We start from the raw sequence: 15,218 nt of genomic DNA, 5'->3' as shown, positions 1-15,218 counted from the left end.
CGCAGAAGTGTCCACGGCCACCACACCGCACCCCCCGTCCGTACCGATGACAGAGCCGATCACCCCGGCCGACAAGGCCGGCCCCCCGGAGGTATCCCTGATGCAGATCACCGCGCTGGACGAGGCCGAGAGCCAGGGCGCGACCATCCCGTGCCGCGCCTACGACCCTGAGGTCTTCTTCGCGGAGACCCCGGCGGACGTGGAGTACGCCAAGTCCCTCTGCGCCACCTGCCCGGTGAAGGCGGCCTGTCTCCAGGGCGCGCTCGAGCGCCGGGAGCCCTGGGGCGTCTGGGGCGGGGAGCTCTTCGTCCAGGGTGTCGTCGTGGCCCGCAAGCGGCCGCGTGGCCGCCCGCGCAAGACCGAGGTCGCCGCGTGACCGCCACCGCCGTCCGCCCCGACGACGAGCTGCGGATCTCCATCCGCATCGCTGCCGCCAAGGCCGACTCCCGCCTCCATGACACCGCGCACCACGAGCAGGACCCCACCATGACCCCGATCGCCGATCCCGCAGTCCGCCCCGAGCAGACCTCTGAACTGACTCTCCAGAACAGGACCCGAGACATGCATCTCATGCACGAAGCCATGGCCCGTGCCCATATGCAACATCTGCACCATGAGGCCGAGCACGAACGCCTCGCCCGGCGGCTCGTGAACGCCCAGCGGCTGCGGCGCCGTGCCGAGCGCGCCTCGCTGCGTGCTCGCCGTGCCCTCGCCGTCGCGCTGATGCAGTAGCCCTCATGCAGTAGCGCGGAGCGGGCAGGTACACGCTTCCCGGAGAACGGCCCGTCAGGCACCCCAGCGGCCTGACGGGCCGTTTGCTGTCTGCCGTGCCCGGGTCAGCCCAGGCCCGGGTCAACCCAGCCCCTGGTCAGCCCAGCCCCTGGTCCTCCGCGAACCCGGGCAGCCACTCCAGCATCTCCTGGCGGAACGGTGCCTCCGCGCCGAGCTGGCAGAGCACCCCGATGGTGGAGAGGGTCACCCGGTGGATCAGCAGGTAGGACGGCGGCAGATTGAGCTGCTTGCCCAGGTTGTGGGCGGGGGAACGCGGGTCGGCGATCCGGGCCGCCTGGGTGCGCATCCAGGCCCTGGTGAAGGTGAAGCGATCCTTGGCCGCAGGCTCGATCATCGGCCGCAGGTAGTCCAGCACCGCATCGGGGTCCAGCTCGATCGTGGGCTTGACGAAACCCTCGCTGCGCAGCATCTCCAGCACTGCCGCGGCGTCCCCGGTCAGCGCCAGCCGCAGCGCGGTGCCCACCGGGAGGGGAAGCCCCTCGGGCAACCGGTCCACGGTGCCGAAGTCCATGACCCCGAGCTGCCACTCGCCCGGCCGGTGGTGGTCCTCGATCAGCCGGAAGTTCCCGGGGTGCGGGTCCGCGTGCAGCAGCCCGGTACGGGCCGGGCCGGCGAAGAGGAACCGCACCAGCAGCTGACCGGCCCGGTCGCGTTCCTCCTGGCTGCCCCTGGCGATGATCTCGGCCAGGGGCACGCCGCCCAGCCACTCGGTGACCAGGACCTGGTCGGCCTGGGCCACCACCGAGGGCACCCGGATGTCGGGGTCGTCCAGGAACTCGTCCGCGTGCATCTGCTGGGCCTTGGCCTCCAGGGCGTAGTCCAGCTCCTCCGAGACCCGCTCCCGCAGTTCGGTGATCAGCGGCTTGATGTCCAGCCCGGGGATCAGCGGGCCGATCAGCCGGGCCACCCGGGCGAGTTGGTTGAGATCGGAGAGCAGTGCCTCACCGGCCCCGGGGTACTGCACCTTCACCGCCACCGGGCGGCCGTCCTTCCACACCCCCCGGTGGACCTGACCGATCGATGCGGCCGCTGCGGGCCGGTCGTCGAACTCCAGGAAGTCATCGCGCCAGGAGGGGCCCAGTCGCTCGGTCAGTACGGAGTGCACAGTGGCTGCGGGCATCGGCGGCGCCGCGTCCTGGAGCTTGGTCAGCGCGGCCCGGTAAGGGCCTGCCACCTCCTCGGGGAGCGCCGCCTCGAAGACGGACAGCACCTGCCCGAACTTCATGGCCCCGCCTTTGAGCTCTCCCAGCACTTTGAAGAGTTGATCGGCGGTGCGCTGCTGCATCTCCGCGGCGACCACATCGGCTGGTCTGCCGCCGATGCGCTTCCCCAGACCGAGGGTGGCGCGGCCCGCTATCCCCAGAGGCAGCGCCGCGAGCTTCGCCGTACGCGTCACAGCCTTGCGTGGAAGATCGCTCACACTGGCCTCCCTGGAACCCGGCCGCCCGGCCCCCACGTGGTCGTGGGGAGGCGGTTCCCTCCGCCATTGTGCCTGCTGGCTCCGCTACTTCCGCTTGACCCCGCCCGTGGAGTGGACCCGGGCTCCGGGTCCTGTACGGGCGATCCGCCGGACCCTCCCTCATCGCCGTACCAGCCGCACCCGCAGTCCGGGTGGAGCTCCATTCGCAGCCGCCTCGCCATGCCGTCCGCCGCGGACACCTCCAGCAGGCCGTCCACGCTCGGGGGTCGGCCGCCGTCCAGCAGCATCAGCACATGCAGTGCGGCCAGACCGGCCACCGCCGCGGCCAGCGCGGTGTCACAGGCGGGCGTACGGGCGCGAGCTGCCCCGTCCGAGCAGAGCTGGGCGACCAGCCTCGCCCAGGCCGGGTCGCGGTCGCCTCGATGCAGGGCGACGCAGCCGCCGCACGCAGCGGCTCCCGGGATCACCAGCGGGCCCACCACGCCCAGGTGTTCGGCCACTCCGGCATACAGATGAGGGATCCCGGCCCGCATCAGCTGCTGTCCCTGGGCCGGATCGCAGGCCAGCCCCGCGGAGCCGTCACGGGGCGCCAGCACCACCAGATGAGGCCGGGGATGGCCGGGTGCACCGGCCGGTGAACCGCCGCTGCCCTCCCCGGAGGCGCGCTGCAGTGCCTCCCGGGCCGCCGAGGTGCGCAGCCGCCCGACATCCCGTGGGGGAACCCCGGCCGGTGAGCAGTCACCAGCGGTGACCCGCCCTCGGTCGACCACCTCGACGGATCCCACGCCGGCGGCCGCGAGCAGTGCGGCCACCGATGCACCGACCCGGCCTGCGCCGCGCACCTGCACGGAGGCCTCCCCCCGGGCCGCCAGCAGGACGGGTGCCGCACCGGGTTCGGGGTGGACCAGCGAGAGCGATGCCAGATCCGGCGACAGCCGCCCACGCTGTGAGGCGGGCAACTGCTCCAGGGGCTGCTGTGCCCCGGCGTCGTCCAACAGCCCGGCCTCGGCCAGGGAACGGAGCAACTGCCGGGCGGGGTCGGCCCCGACCCCCAAGCGCTCGCCCTCCGCGACCAACTGCTCGGTCTCCCTGCTGCCGTCGACCAGATCGAGGAAGGCGCTCACCGCCGGTGCGACGCCGTCCAGCACCACGGCGCGCTCGGCGACCGCACCGAACTGCATCACCGCGTGCTCCCGCCAGGTGCGGGGCAACGCGGGCTTGAGCATGGGACGGAGCATCCCGGGCCTCCTTTCGCCGTGTGAGGACGAGCATGCCGACCGGTCAGCCGACGCGGAAAGTCCGGTTTCCACAGCAGGCGGCGATCGTCTGATCATCTTCTTGCGGCCTGTGGACAACCCTGCCGCTCTTCCGCAGGGATCGGATCGAATGACCCCGGGGATTGCCGTGATCCTGGGGGAACATCATGATTTGCCCCTGCGGCGGCCACCTTCGGCAGCAGCGGAATCCGGCCAGGACGGGGGACTTCTGTCACTGCCACCAGGTAACGTCGTTGCCGTGGCAGCCGAACCGGACTCCCATCCAGCGGCGCCGCGTCGGCGTGTCCCGGGGGCTCCCGGGCACGGGTCCGCGGCGCAGACCTCCGATGTCGAGGTACGCCGAAGTGCCCGCCGCCGGCGTACCGTCTCCGCCTACCGCGAGGGCGACCGCACCGTCGTGCTGATCCCGGCACGGATGTCGGCCGCCGAGGAGAAGCGCTGGGTGGCGCTGATGCTGGACAAGCTCGCGGCCCAGGAGAGCAGACGAGCCCTCGGCGACGACGCCCTGGCCGCCCGCGCCCAAGAGCTCTCCGAGCGCTATCTCGGCGGCCGGGCGGTGCCGGAACGCGTCCGCTGGGTCACCAACCAGAACACCCGCTGGGGGTCCTGCACCCCCGCGGAGCGCTCCATCAGGCTCTCCCACCGGCTGCAGGGTATGCCCGAGTACGTGGTCGACTATGTGCTGCTGCACGAGCTGGCCCATCTGCTGGCGCCCGACCACGGGCCCCGCTTCTGGGCGCTGCTGGAGGGCTATCCGCGCACCGAGCGGGCCCGGGGCTATCTGGAGGGCGTGGTGGCCGCCGCCAGGCTGCCGCATCCGCCGGGCGCGGGCGCCGATGCAGGCCAGGACGGCGGGCCGGCGACGAGCGCGCCGTCCGACGGGCCCTCACCGGACGGGCGGACCGACGAGCCCCGCTACGGGGACTGCCACTGACGGCACCCCCACTCCGGGCACACCGGAGATCGCCCGCCAGGACCGCGTTGCCCTGCACAACCCGCAGCCGTCGGGCCCGGCTGGGCGGTGACCAGGTCCTCGCCCGCAGCGGCGCGATGGTCGCCCCGCACCGGCAGAGTCTCCTTCACCGGTCGGATGCCCCCTCAGCAGGGCCGCCGCCGCAACGGGGCCAACCCGACGGCGCTCGACCTGATGCGGTGCGGCGGAGACGGGGACGGTCCACCTGGCCGGCCTCGCCCAGCATCAGCACATCCTGGACCTGCGGAGTGAGAAATCCCCCGTCACCCGCTCCTCCGTGCCGGCCACGGACACGGACACCGACACCGCGATCCGTCGGCCGGTCGTCGACATCCAAGGCGGAGAGCAGATCACCGGAGTGGCCCCCCAGCCTGGAGCCGTCCGGCAGCAGCGAGCCGATGGTGTGACGACCTCGGGGCGGCCACTGGTGATGCGGGCGGAGCCTGATGCCCGGTGCCCACCACCCACCACCCACTGCCGGCGGACGCCGATGCCGAGGGAGCCGGTCCTCCCGCCTGGGCGGCCGCCGAGGTCTGGCGGCACCGCGGCACCGCCACCGAGGGCTGGGAGCAGGCATTCACCGGCTGCGGCCATGGGGTCGTCCAGCCCAGTCAGCTGCCGCCCCCCGCAGCGGATTCCGCTGCGGGGGGCCGTCGGCCGCCCGGTTGCCGGCCGGGGAGGATTTCCGGGCGGCAGCCGCTGACTGTGGTCAGCCGGTGAGCTCCCGGGCCCGGGCGACCAGACTGCGCACCGAGCGGTCGGCCAGCTCCGGCAGCGCGTCGTAGGAGAACCAGCGCAGATCGAGGGACTCCTCGCTGATGGTGGCCTCCGCCCCGGCGGGTGCCACAGCGACGTACTGCACGTCCAGATGGACGTTCTCCGGACGGTCGCGACCGGGGCAGTGCACCCGGTGCCGGTCCAGCCGCGCCGGCAGCGGCCGGCCGTCGGACTCCAGCAGACGAAGCCCCGCGATCCCGGACTCCTCGGTGGCCTCCCGCAGCGCGGCGGCGCCCAGCAGGGCGTCCTCCGGCTCGCAGTGGCCGCCCATCTGCAGCCACCGGCCCACCTTGGGGTGCAGGGTGAGCAGCACCCGCTCATGAGCGGGATCCACCACCACCGCGCTGGCGGTGATGTGGGCAGGCAGGCATGACCGCCACAGGCCGTCCGGGTGGGCGAGCAGATGGTCCAGATAGTCCAGCCGCAGCTGCTCCTGGGCGCCGTCGTCCGTCTCCGGCGCTGTCCAGTCCTTCAGCGCCCGTACGGCGTCGTCATGCAGCGTCACGCGGTGGCCCCGCCCTTTCCGTCCTCGTCCTTGTCCTGCCCGCGGTCCTGTCCGCCGTCCTGTCCGCCGTCCTGTCCGCCGTCCTGTCCGGTGTCCTTCCCGCTGTCCTGCGGCCCGTCCTGCCCGCCCTCCGGCGGGCCGGCCGGCCGGTCCAGGTCGGAGAAGTCGAATCCGCTGAGGTCCAGTTCCTCGCGGTGGACAAAACCGTCCGGGTCGTCCAGGTCGTCCGCGGTGGGCAGCATGTCCGGGTGGGCCCAGAGCGCGTCGCGTCCCTCGAGGCCCCGGGCGTCGGCCAGCGACGCCCACAGCCGGGAGGCGTCCCGCAGCCGTCGGGGCCGCAGCTCCAGACCGACCAGGGTGGCGAAGGTCTGCTCGGCGGGACCGCCCGACGCCCTACGGCGCCGCAGAGTCTCGCGCAGCGCCGCGGAGTGCGGCAGATGCGGTGCGGCCGCGGCGTGCACCACCGCGTCCACCCAGCCCTCCACCAGGGCCAGTGCGGTCTCCAGCCGGGCCAGCGCGGCCTTCTGTGCGGGGGTGTCCTCGGGCTGGAAGACACCGCCCTGGAGGGCCTCCTGCAGCGCCTCCGGGTTGGCCGGGTCCAGCTGGCCGACCATGTCCTCCAGACGGGCGGTGTCCACCTTGATCCCGCGCGCATAGGCCTCCACCGCGCCGAACAGGTGCTGCCGCAGCCAGGGCACATGGGCGAAGAGCCGCTGGTGGGCGGCCTCACGCAGGGCCAGGTAGAGGCGGACCTCGTCGGCCGGGACGCTGAGCCCCTCGCCGAGCTTCTCGATGTTCTGCGGCAGCAGAGCGGCCCGCCCGGACGGGCCCAGCGGCAGGCCGACATCGGCCGAGCCCACCACCTCACCGGCCAGCGCGCCCAGCGCCTGCCCGATCTGGGTGCCGAACATCGCGCCGCCCATGGAGCGCATCACGCCCAGCAGCGGCCCCGCCATGGCCTGCATCTCCTCCGGCACCACACCGCCCATGGCCGCCGCCACCTGCTCGGCGACCGGGTCGACCAGGTCCTTCCAGACCGGGATGGTGGCCTCGATCCACTCCGCGCGGCTCCAGGCCACGGCGGTGCCCGCGCCGGAGGGGAAGTCGGTCACCGAGTCCAGCCACAGGTCGGCCAGTCGGACCGCCTCGGCCACGGCGGATCGCTCACTGTCGCCGACCGAGCGGTCCTTGTCGCCGCCCTCGGCGTCCCCGGTGACCACGGTCTGCCGGGCGATGTCCTTGGCCAGGTCCCAGTTGACCGGGCCGCCCTCGAAGGACAGCATCTGGCCGAGCTGCTGGAAGGCGGCGCCGAGGTCCGCCGGGTTGAAGGCGCCGCCCAGCATCGCCGCGAACGGGTTGTCGCCGGAGCCCGCGCCGGGTGCGCCGCCCGCGCCGAAGAGTCCGCCGAGTGGATTGCCACCGAAGCCGAAGGGGTTCTGAGGGGTGCCGCCGGAGCCCTGCCCGGAGCCGCCCTTCCCGCCGCCGGAGCCCTGACCGGAGCCGGACCCCTCGCCGCCCTTGCCGGGCTTTCCGTCCTCGGGCTCCTCGGGGGGGACACCGAATCCGAAGGGGATGTCGCTCACTGGTTCCTCGATCTCATCGGCCGTCACGGGGTGCTGTGGCGGGCATCTGGCCCGTCCGAGGTCGTGCGGCTCCGGCCGCGGTGCGGACAGCCTCTGGGCGGCCCGCCCGTGCCGGGTGCACCGCCTTGCCCTCGCCTCGGGCAGGATGGTCGGTACGTGACACACGTACGTACGCAACAAAACTAACCGTGGAGGATGGCCGGTGAGTTCCCCGCCTTCGGACGTTCGCTCTGGGCTGACCGGGGACGGGGAGGGCTCGGCGGCCCCGTCCGGTGGGCCCGGACGCGAGGCCCGGCCGGTCGCCGCACCGGTGCCGTACGACGGCCGGCCGCTGGTCGTCGCGGTCACCGGCGCCGCCTCCGGGCTGGGCCGGATACTGGCGGCCCGGCTGGTGGAATCGCCGGCGGTGCGCCGGGTGCTGGCCGTCGACGAGCGTCGCGGTGACGTCCCCGGGGTGCACTGGCGGGTGCTGGACGTCCGCGACCCGGCCGTCGCCGAGCGGCTGCGCGGGGTCGACGTGGTGGTCCACCTCGCCCTGGACCTCGGTATGGAGTCCGACCCCAAGGTCCGCACCGCCTACAACGTCCGCGGCACCCAGACGGTGCTGACCGCGGCCGCGGCCGCCGGGGTGCACCGGGTGGTGCTCTGCACCTCCGCCATGGTCTACGGGGCGCTGCAGGACAACGAGGTCCCGCTCGCCGAGGACGCGGAACTGCGGGCCACCGAGGAGGCGTCCCTGGTCGGCGACCTGCTGGAGATCGAACGGCTGGGCCGCCGCGCGCCGCGCGTCCACCCGGGGCTGAGCGTCACGGTGCTGCGCCCCGCGGTGGTGGTCGGCCCGGAGGTCGACACCGTGCTCACCCGGCACTTCGAGGCGCCGCGGCTGCTGGTGGTCTCGGGATCGCGGCCGTGCTGGCAGTTCTGCCATGTCGACGATCTGGCGTCCGCACTGGAGTACGCCGTGCTCGGCAAGGTCGAGGGCGAGGTCACGGTGGGCTGCGACGGCTGGCTGGAGCAGGAGGAGGTGGAGCAGCTCTCCGGTATCCGCCGGATGGAGCTGCCCGCCTCGCTGGCGCTGGGCACCGCTGCCCGGCTGCACCGGCTCGGCCTCACCCCGGCCCCGGCCGGGGACCTGGCCTACACCATGTTCCCGTGGGTGGTCTCCGGCAGCCGGCTGCACGAGGCGGGCTGGCGTCCGGCGTGGACCAACGAGGAGGTGCTGGCCGAGCTGCTCTCCCAGGTCGCGGGCAACCACGCGGTGGCCGGCCGCCGGCTGGGCGGCAAGGACGCCGCGACCACGCTGGGCGCCGCGGGCGCCACCGTGGCCCTGGTGGGCACGGCCGCGCTGGTGCGGCGGGCCCGCAGGCGGCGACGCGGCTGACGCAGGCCCGGTGATCTTGCCGGGCGGTGTCGGCGGGAGGCCGTATCGTGGTGTCCATGCCGGAAACCCCCGACACCATCCGCCTGCTCGCACTGCGCGACACCCCGCTCTCCCTCGACGAGGTGTACGCGGCGGTGGGTGACAGCGCGGCCGGCGGCACCGCCGTTTTTGTGGGGACCGTCCGCGACCACGACGGCGGCCGGTCGGTCACCTCGCTGACCTACAGTGCCCATCCCAGCGCCGAGCGCGAGCTGCGCCGGGTTGCGGAGAAGGTGGCGGCGGACTACCCGGTCAGAGCCCTGGCGGCGGTGCACCGGGTCGGTGAGCTCGCGGTCACCGACGCGGCGGTGATCGTCGCGGTCTCCTGTCCGCACCGCGCGGAGGCCTTCGAGGCCTGCCGCCGGCTGATCGACGACCTCAAGCACGAGGTGCCGATCTGGAAGCACCAGGTGTTCCAGGACGGCGAGGAGGAGTGGGTCGGCTCCTGCTGACCGCTCCGTTCCGGCCCCGCCCGGGGGCCGTCACCCATCCGGGCGAACACAGAGGGGAGGGCGCTCACAGCGCCCACCCGAACGGTGGATAATCTGCTCATAGGCACCATGAGCTGGGAGTACGGGTATGGGCGCGCTCGCCTGGTTGGTCATTCCGGTCATCGCGGTTCTTGCCGCCGCCGTCTGGGCCGCCTGGGCCGCACGGCCCCCCAAGGCCGCAGGTGACGGCGCCACCCTCGCCGACTACGAGCGGTTCCGCGCCGCCCTGGAACGCACCACCGTCGGTGCGGCTCCCGCAGAGCGGTCCTGAGAGTTCCGTCCTCGGGGGCGGGACGCACATGTCCGTGCCTGTCCCGTACTGTCGTGGCATGCCACGCCGCTCGGCGACGATGCTCGCCGCCACTCTGCTGCTGATAGCGATGCTGTGCGTCTCCGTGCTGCCGATCATGAAGGTGCCGTACGCCGAGATGAGCCCCGGTCCCACGTACAACACCCTGGGGCAGCAGAACGGCAGGCCCGTGATCAGCATCTCCGGCCGCAAGACCTATCCCACGAGCGGCCACCTGAACATGACCACCGTCCAGGTGACCAGCGCCGACTACCAGCCGAGCCTGGTCTCGGCGGTGATCGGCTGGCTGCGCGGTGATGTCGCCGTGGTACCGCACGCCAACCTCTACCCGGACAACCAGACCGAGCAGGAGGCGGAGCAGCAGAACGCGGAGGAGTTCGCCTCCTCGCAGGACAGTGCCAAGGCGGCCGCACTACACGAGCTCGGCTACAAGGTCGGTACCGATGTGATCGTGGAGTCGGTGGTGGCGGGCTCCCCCTCCCAGGGGCGGCTGCACGCCGGCGATGTGATCAAGGCCGTCGACGGCACCGCGGTCACCGCACCCGAGCAGGTCGCCAAGCTGGTCACCAAGCACAAGCCGGGCCAGCGGACGGTCTTCACCGTGGTGCCGGCCGGGCAGTCGGGCGGCGCGACCAAGAAGGTCGACGTGACCACCGTGAAGGCGCCCGACGGTGACCGGGCCATGGTCGGCATCCAGCCCGGGACCAGCCACATCTTCCCGTTCCCCATCGACATCGGCCTGCAGGACGTCGGCGGTCCCAGCGCCGGGCTGATGTTCTCGCTGGGCATCATCGACAAGCTCAAGCCCACCGACATCACCGGCGGCAAGTTCATCGCGGGCACGGGGACGATCACCGACAGCGGCGAGGTCGGTCCGATCGGCGGCATCTCCATGAAGACCATCGCCGCGCGTGAAGCCGGGGCCCAGTACTTCCTCACCCCCGCGGACAACTGCACCGAGGCGGCCAGGAACACCCCCGGCGGTCTCACCCTGGTGAAGGTCAAGACGCTCGACGACGCACTCAAGGCCCTGGACGGGATCCGGAGCGGCCACACCGACGCCCTGCCGTCCTGCTCCCGCTAGGAGCCCTGCCCGGCGCCGCCCATCGGGCAGGAACCGCCGGACAGCCCCGGGAAGACCACGGGACCGCGCATCCGGCCCGGCGCCCCCTGGCCGCCTCCGGCCGGAGGCGGGGAACCGCACAGTCGGCGGTTCCCGCACCCCCGGCAGGTGCGGACCGCGCCCAAGGCGCGAGGCCGGGTCAGGAGAAGGTCGCCACCAGGGCCTCGGAGAGCGCCGGCACCAGCTCGGCACCGGTCAGCACCTCGCGGGCTGAGTCCTTGGCCCGCAGCCGCAGCGCGGTCTCCCGGCTGCCGTCACGCAGCACCGCGGCGGTGATCCGCACCTCCTGGCGCTCCGGGTGATCGGCTGCCCACTCCGCCAGCTGCCGTTCGTCGGCGCCCTCGGGCAGCTTCGCCTCCGCCCCCGGCGGGAGCATCAGCCGCTCCACCACCAGGGCGCAGCCGGACACCACGTCCGGCCAGGCGATGGTGCCCAGGAACTCGTCCAGCGCCATGCCCTCGGGCAGTTCGTCCTGCTCCACCGGGGTCAGCCCGTCGGCCTGGCCCTCCTCCAGCCCCAGCTGTTCGGCCAGGGCGGGCTCGGTGGCGAGCAGTCGGCCGGTGTCCACCAGGGCGAACAGCCGGGCGGGCAGGTCCCAGCCCATGGTGGCCACATAGCCGTCGATCTCCAGCACGGCGCGGGTCAGCGGGGTGGCGGCCGGGGGGAGGGCGGCCTCGGAAGTCTCGGGGTGCTCGGACATGGCCCTATCCTCACACGCCGGGGAGCGCCCGCCCCAATGCTGTCCGCCCCCTCGGGAACTCGGGTAATCGCCGGGTAAGTTGCCTATCTGACGCTGACCGACAGAGACGACAGAGGTGTGCACCTTGGTATTCCAGATGCCGGACCGCGGAGGGCCCGGGCCCTCCGGACCCCGGTTCAGAGTCGGCGCGTCCTCCCGGCGCTCCCGCGCCCTGCTGCTGACGGCCGCCGTGCTCGCGGTGCTCGCGGTGCTCTTTGTCGTCTTCGCCGGCTTCTGGACCGACTGGCTGTGGTACCACTCGGTGCACTACACCTCGGTCTTCACCACCCGCCTGTGGACCAAGTTCGGCCTCTTCGCCGTCTTCGGCCTGCTGATGGCGCTGGCGGTGGGGTTCAACGTCTGGCTGGCCTACCGGCTGAGGCCGCCGCTGAGCGCCATGTCCGTGGAGCAGCAGAGCCTGGACCGCTACCGGCTCGGGGTCGCCCCGTACCGCCGGTGGCTGCTGCTCGGGGTCTCACTGGTGATCGGCCTGATCGCCGGGGCCTCCGCGACCAGCCAGTGGCGGACGTGGCTGCTCTGGGTCAACGCCACCCCGTTCGGTACCACCGACCCGCAGTTCCACAAGGACATCTCCTTCTACACCTTCGACCTGCCGTGGTACCGCTTCCTGCTCAACTTCGGATTCAGCGCCACCGTGGTCTCGCTGCTCGCGGCCGCCCTGGTGCACTACCTCTACGGGGGCCTGCGGCTGCAGGGCCCGGGCCGCCGGGTCTCCACCGCCGCGCAGGGCCATCTCGCGGTGCTGCTCGGGGTGTTCGTGGCGTTCAAGGCGGTGGCCTACTGGCTGGACCGCTACGGGCTGGCGCTGAAGTCCGGCTCGATCCGGGGCAGCGGCGCCTGGGCGGGGCTGCGCTATGTGGACGCCAACGCCTATCTGCCAGCCAAGAGCATCCTCTTCTTCGTCGCCGTCATCTGCGCGGTGCTCTTCTTCATCACCCCGCTGCGCCGCACCTGGTCGCTGCCGCTGATCGGCTTCGGACTGCTGGTGCTCTCGGCGCTGCTGATCGGCGGGCTCTACCCGGCGATCGTGCAGCAGTTCCAGGTCAAGCCGAACGAGGCCAAGAAGGAGGCGCCGTACATCAAGAAGAACATCGACGCCACCCGGGCCGCCTACGGCATCGACGGCTCCACGGTCGAGCAGTACCCGGCCGCGGTCACCCCGGACAAGGACGCGCTGGCCAAGGACACGGGCACGCTGGACAACATCCGGGTGCTGGACCCCAACATCGTCTCGCCCACCTTCACCCAGCTGGAGCAGCAGCGCGGCTACTACTCCTTCGCGGCTCCGCTGGACATCGACCGCTACGGGTCGGGCGACAGCGTCCAGGACACCGTGGTGGGCGTGCGGGAGCTCAACCTGGCCGGCGTGCCGACCCGCAACTGGGTCAACGACCACTTCAAGTACACCCACGGCTATGCCGTGGCGGCGGCCAAGGGCGACACCGTCACCCAGGACGGCGACCCGGACTTCACCCTCTCCGGCCTGCCGCCCAAGGGGGACTTCCCCTCGGCCGACCACTGGCAGGTCTACTTCGGGGAGCAGACCACCACCTACTCCATCGTCGGCGGCACCAACAAGGAGCTGGACTACTACGACAGCGACCACCGCAAGGAGGTCACCACCACCTACGACGGCAGCGGCGGGGTGTCGCTGGACAACCCGCTCACCCGGGCCGCGTATGCGGTGAAGTTCTCGGAGCCCCAGCTGCTGTACTCGGGGGCCATCACCTCCGGGGCGAAGATCATGTACGACCGCACCCCCAAGGAGCGGGTCGAGGCGGTCGCGCCGTGGCTCTCCATCGACGGCGACCCCTACCCCGTCGTGGTGGGCGGCAAGGTGCTCTGGGTGGTCGACGGCTACACCACCAGCAACGGCTACCCCTACTCCTCCCGCACCACCCTGGGCGATGTCACCGCCGACTCGCTGACCGGCGGCAACCGTGAGGTGCTCACCCAGGCCAACCAGGTCAACTACATCCGCAACTCGGTGAAGGCGACCGTGGACGCCTTCACCGGCGAGGTCACCCTCTACCAGTGGGACGCCCAGGACCCGGTGCTGAAGACCTGGATGAAGGCCTTCCCCGGCACGGTGAAGCCCACCTCGGCGATCGACGCAGGCCTGATGCAGCACCTGCGCTACCCGCAGGACCTCTTCAAGGTGCAGCGCGATCTGCTGACCCGGTACCACGTCACCGATCCGGCAGCCTTCTACGCCTCCAGTGATGTGTGGAAGGTCCCCACCGATCCGACCAGCAGCTCCGGCGCGGACCAGCCGCCGTACTATCTGACGGTCCGGATGCCCGGGGAGAGTTCGGCCTTCTCGCTCACCACCAGTTTTGTGCCGAACCGCCGGGACAACCTCGCCGCCTTCATGGCGGTCAACGCCAATCCCGGTCCGGACTACGGCAAGATGCGCATTCTCACGATGCCGGAGAAGAGCGGCGGCGGCACGATTCCCGGCCCGAAGCAGGTGCAGGCGAAGTTCAACTCCTTCCCCGGTATCGCCACCGACATCAACCTGTTGAAACGCGGGGATTCCACGCTGGAATACGGCAACCTGCTGACGCTGCCGGTCGGAAACGGACTGCTGTATGTGGAGCCCGTATACGTCCGGGGTGCGGGGGTGAACTATCCGCGGCTGCGCAAGGTGCTCGCGGTCTACGGCGGCAGCGACAACATCGCCTACACCACCACCCTGTCCGAGGCCCTGAAGCAGGTGCTCAATGTGTCGGCCGGGCCGTCCCAGCCGACGCCGGCTCCGACACCGACCGGTGGTGGCAGCGGCACCGCTCCGGCTCCTGTGAGCCCGGATGTGCAGAAGGCGCTGCGGGATGCCCAGAAGGCCTTTGACGCAGGTCAGACGGCGCTGAAGGCCGGTGACTGGGCCGAGTACGGCAAGCAGCAGAAGAAGCTGCAGGACGCCCTGAACGCGGCCGTGAAGGCCCAGACGCCGTCGGCGGCGCCCTCCGGCTCGCCCTCGGCGAAGCCTTCCGGCAGCCCGTCGGCGACGCCCAGCGGCACGCCGTGACCGCGGGGTGGGGGGCGTCCCCGGGACGCCCCCCACCTGGCGCGTGCTACGGTAGAGACACAACGACGCGGGGTGGAGCAGCTCGGTAGCTCGCTGGGCTCATAACCCAGAGGTCGCAGGTTCAAATCCTGTCCCCGCTACTCCGTCGGAAGGCCCGGTGCATCAGCACTGGGCCTTCCGCTTTCCCGCGGCCCGGCCGGGAAACCGATTCGTTCTCCCGGCCCGGCGCGTGCTACGGTAGAGACACAACGACGCGGGGTGGAGCAGCTCGGTAGCTCGCTGGGCTCATAACCCAGAGGTCGCAGGTTCAAATCCTGTCCCCGCTACTCCGTCGGAAGGCCCGGTGCATCAGCACCGGGCCTTCCGCTTTCCCGGGACCCGGCCGGGAAACCGATTCGTTCTCCCGGCCCGGCGCGTGCTACGGTAGAGACACAACGACGCGGGGTGGAGCAGCTCGGTAGCTCGCTGGGCTCATAACCCAGAGGTCGCAGGTTCAAATCCTGTCCCCGCTACTCCGTCGAAGGGCCCGCAGCCGATCAGGCTGCGGGCCCTTCGCTTTGCCCCTCGGCAACCGCCCGCAGCCGACTGCCTCTGTGGCGGCGGCACCGGATCCGACGGTTCGGACCCGAGGGGGAGGCCGGGTGCGGCCGAGGCGGCGGGCGTTGGCGGTGAGGGTGGCGACGGAGCGTCAAAAGGTCACCCTGACGGGGGTTTGTTCAGTGGATCTATCGGGAAGTCGACAAAACGCTGAAGTAACAT

13 protein-coding genes and 3 tRNA genes are annotated in these 15,218 nt (G+C 71.8%); 11 read left to right on the top strand and 5 right to left on the bottom strand.

Annotated features, from left to right (window positions below):
- The first annotated feature begins 46 nt into the window (after positions 1-46).
- Both AB0761_RS14990 and AB0761_RS14985 read left to right on the top strand, forming a co-directional pair.
- Positions 47-376, top strand: a complete 330-nt coding sequence (locus tag AB0761_RS14990; RefSeq protein WP_377269495.1) for a WhiB family transcriptional regulator — start codon at positions 47-49, stop codon at positions 374-376.
- A gap of 110 nt (positions 377-486) precedes the next feature.
- Positions 487-732, top strand: coding sequence for a hypothetical protein (locus AB0761_RS14985; RefSeq protein WP_377274110.1), 246 nt, complete (start codon positions 487-489; stop codon positions 730-732).
- A gap of 136 nt (positions 733-868) precedes the next feature.
- Here the strand turns inward: AB0761_RS14985 and AB0761_RS14980 are convergent, their stop codons facing one another.
- Positions 869-2,212: an ABC1 kinase family protein gene (locus AB0761_RS14980; RefSeq protein WP_377269494.1), complete on the bottom strand. Its 1,344-nt coding sequence runs from the start codon at positions 2,210-2,212 to the stop codon at positions 869-871.
- Positions 2,209-3,450 carry a ThiF family adenylyltransferase gene (locus AB0761_RS14975; RefSeq protein ID WP_377269493.1) on the bottom strand — a complete coding sequence of 414 codons (1,242 nt, stop codon included), beginning with the start codon at positions 3,448-3,450 and terminating at the stop codon, positions 2,209-2,211. Before AB0761_RS14975 ends, AB0761_RS14980 begins: the two co-directional genes overlap by 4 nt.
- 277 nt (positions 3,451-3,727) lie before the next feature.
- On the opposite strand from AB0761_RS14975, the gene AB0761_RS14970 reads away from it, so the two are divergent.
- The gene (locus AB0761_RS14970; protein ID WP_377269492.1) at positions 3,728-4,423 is read left to right on the top strand and encodes a M48 family metallopeptidase; all 696 of its coding nucleotides are present in this window, start codon (positions 3,728-3,730) and stop codon (positions 4,421-4,423) included.
- 748 nt (positions 4,424-5,171) lie between these two features.
- Here AB0761_RS14970 and AB0761_RS14965 read toward each other — a convergent pair.
- Positions 5,172-5,744, bottom strand: a complete 573-nt coding sequence (locus tag AB0761_RS14965; RefSeq protein ID WP_377269491.1) for an NUDIX hydrolase — start codon at positions 5,742-5,744, stop codon at positions 5,172-5,174.
- Entirely contained in the window at positions 5,741-7,327 is a 1,587-nt protein-coding gene (locus tag AB0761_RS14960; protein WP_377269490.1) for a zinc-dependent metalloprotease, read from the bottom strand. The genes AB0761_RS14965 and AB0761_RS14960 overlap by 4 nt, the downstream gene beginning before the upstream one ends.
- Positions 7,328-7,637: 310 nt before the next feature.
- Between AB0761_RS14960 and AB0761_RS14955 the strand changes: the two genes are divergently transcribed.
- The 4 genes from AB0761_RS14955 (at position 7,638) to AB0761_RS14940 (ending at position 10,632) form a co-directional block, all read left to right on the top strand.
- Entirely contained in the window at positions 7,638-8,708 is a 1,071-nt protein-coding gene (locus tag AB0761_RS14955; protein ID WP_377274108.1) for an NAD-dependent epimerase/dehydratase family protein, read from the top strand.
- A gap of 56 nt (positions 8,709-8,764) precedes the next feature.
- Positions 8,765-9,199 carry a molybdenum cofactor biosynthesis protein MoaE gene (locus tag AB0761_RS14950; RefSeq protein ID WP_377269489.1) on the top strand — a complete coding sequence of 145 codons (435 nt, stop codon included), beginning with the start codon at positions 8,765-8,767 and terminating at the stop codon, positions 9,197-9,199.
- Between the two features lie 127 nt (positions 9,200-9,326).
- Positions 9,327-9,509: a hypothetical protein gene (locus AB0761_RS14945; protein ID WP_377269488.1), complete on the top strand. Its 183-nt coding sequence runs from the start codon at positions 9,327-9,329 to the stop codon at positions 9,507-9,509.
- A 58-nt stretch (positions 9,510-9,567) separates the two neighbouring features.
- A complete protein-coding gene (locus tag AB0761_RS14940) occupies positions 9,568-10,632 on the top strand; it encodes a PDZ domain-containing protein (RefSeq protein WP_377269487.1) in 1,065 nt (354 codons plus the stop codon).
- A 178-nt stretch (positions 10,633-10,810) separates the two neighbouring features.
- Here AB0761_RS14940 and AB0761_RS14935 read toward each other — a convergent pair whose 3' ends face one another.
- Positions 10,811-11,371, bottom strand: coding sequence for a PPA1309 family protein (locus tag AB0761_RS14935; RefSeq protein WP_377269486.1), 561 nt, complete (start codon positions 11,369-11,371; stop codon positions 10,811-10,813).
- Positions 11,372-11,507: 136 nt separating this feature from the next.
- Between AB0761_RS14935 and AB0761_RS14930 the strand changes: the two genes are divergently transcribed.
- The 4 genes from AB0761_RS14930 to AB0761_RS14915 all read left to right on the top strand — a co-directional run bounded on the left by AB0761_RS14930 (position 11,508) and on the right by AB0761_RS14915 (position 14,971).
- Positions 11,508-14,459 carry a UPF0182 family protein gene (locus tag AB0761_RS14930; RefSeq protein ID WP_377274107.1) on the top strand — a complete coding sequence of 984 codons (2,952 nt, stop codon included), beginning with the start codon at positions 11,508-11,510 and terminating at the stop codon, positions 14,457-14,459.
- 66 nt (positions 14,460-14,525) lie between these two features.
- Positions 14,526-14,599, top strand: a tRNA-Met gene (locus tag AB0761_RS14925).
- A 112-nt stretch (positions 14,600-14,711) separates the two neighbouring features.
- Positions 14,712-14,785, top strand: a tRNA-Met gene (locus tag AB0761_RS14920).
- A 112-nt stretch (positions 14,786-14,897) separates the two neighbouring features.
- Positions 14,898-14,971, top strand: a tRNA-Met gene (locus AB0761_RS14915).
- Positions 14,972-15,218: the final 247 nt, after the last annotated feature.

The organism is Peterkaempfera podocarpi (genome assembly GCF_042466665.1).
Taxonomy (GTDB): Bacteria; Actinomycetota; Actinomycetes; order Streptomycetales; family Streptomycetaceae; genus Peterkaempfera; species Peterkaempfera podocarpi.
Note: the sequence above shows the minus strand (reverse complement) of the source record. Positions and strands in the feature narration are given on the sequence as shown.